The following is a 773-nucleotide window of genomic DNA, read 5'->3' on the forward strand; positions in this document are numbered from 1 at the left end:
ATGCGCTCTGCAGTCGCATTTAAAGCTGAGGCACTTATTACAACTTATCGCCACTCCCCCCAAGAAAGCGGCGTTCTTGCTAAAGCCGCATCCGGAGCGTTGGAAATGATTCATTATATCACCGTACAAAACCTCGCAGAAACACTCCAAGAACTCCATAAAGCAGGCTTTATCAGTTTTGGACTTGATTCAGAAGGCAATCATCCTCTCGAAACAACATTAACAGGAGAAAAAATTGCTCTTGTTCTAGGAGCAGAAGGTAAAGGCTTACGCAAAAAAACACGTGAAAACGTTTGTGCATTAACACGCCTTGATATGCCTGGAAATATTAAATCGTTAAACGTTTCAAACGCAGCAACAATAGCGCTCTACGCAGCTCATAAATATCTTAGAGGATAATCTTTACTTTACCGGGCGAAACGTCAAAAATACCAACCAACAAAAAACCCGAAACAAGCCCACCAATGTGGGCCTCCCATGCAATTGAAATATCGTCTCTTTCAAACAAAGAGGAGGAAATACCTATAATGAAATTAATTATCAGCCATACACCAACATAAACAAGGACCGTCTTGGAACAAAGTGTTTTTTTAATCGACCACAAAGGCCCAAAAAACCTCCCATTTTGCGTACTGATACCAAAATAAACAGGAGAAAAACCGTAACGTGCAATAGCACCCATCATTCCAGAAACTGCACCCGAAGCCCCAACAAGCGATGCTATACTATTTTGATGAAATGCAAAATAAGTCAACGCAGAAATAGCTGCTGTT

2 protein-coding genes are annotated in these 773 nt (G+C 41.1%); one reads left to right on the plus strand and one right to left on the minus strand.

The genetic code is table 11. The features are described 5' to 3' along the window. Positions 1-399: 23S rRNA (guanosine(2251)-2'-O)-methyltransferase RlmB (locus ACFINS_RS09695; RefSeq protein WP_375706145.1), on the plus strand; the 399-nt coding region annotated here is incomplete at its 5' end. Here the strand turns inward: ACFINS_RS09695 and ACFINS_RS09700 are convergent. Beyond that, positions 389-773: rhomboid family intramembrane serine protease (locus ACFINS_RS09700; RefSeq protein WP_375706146.1), on the minus strand; the 385-nt coding region annotated here is incomplete at its 5' end. The genes ACFINS_RS09695 and ACFINS_RS09700 overlap by 11 nt on opposite strands.

The sequence above is a fragment of the Bartonella sp. AA2SXKL genome (assembly GCF_042197205.1).
GTDB lineage: Bacteria > Pseudomonadota > Alphaproteobacteria > Rhizobiales > Rhizobiaceae > Bartonella.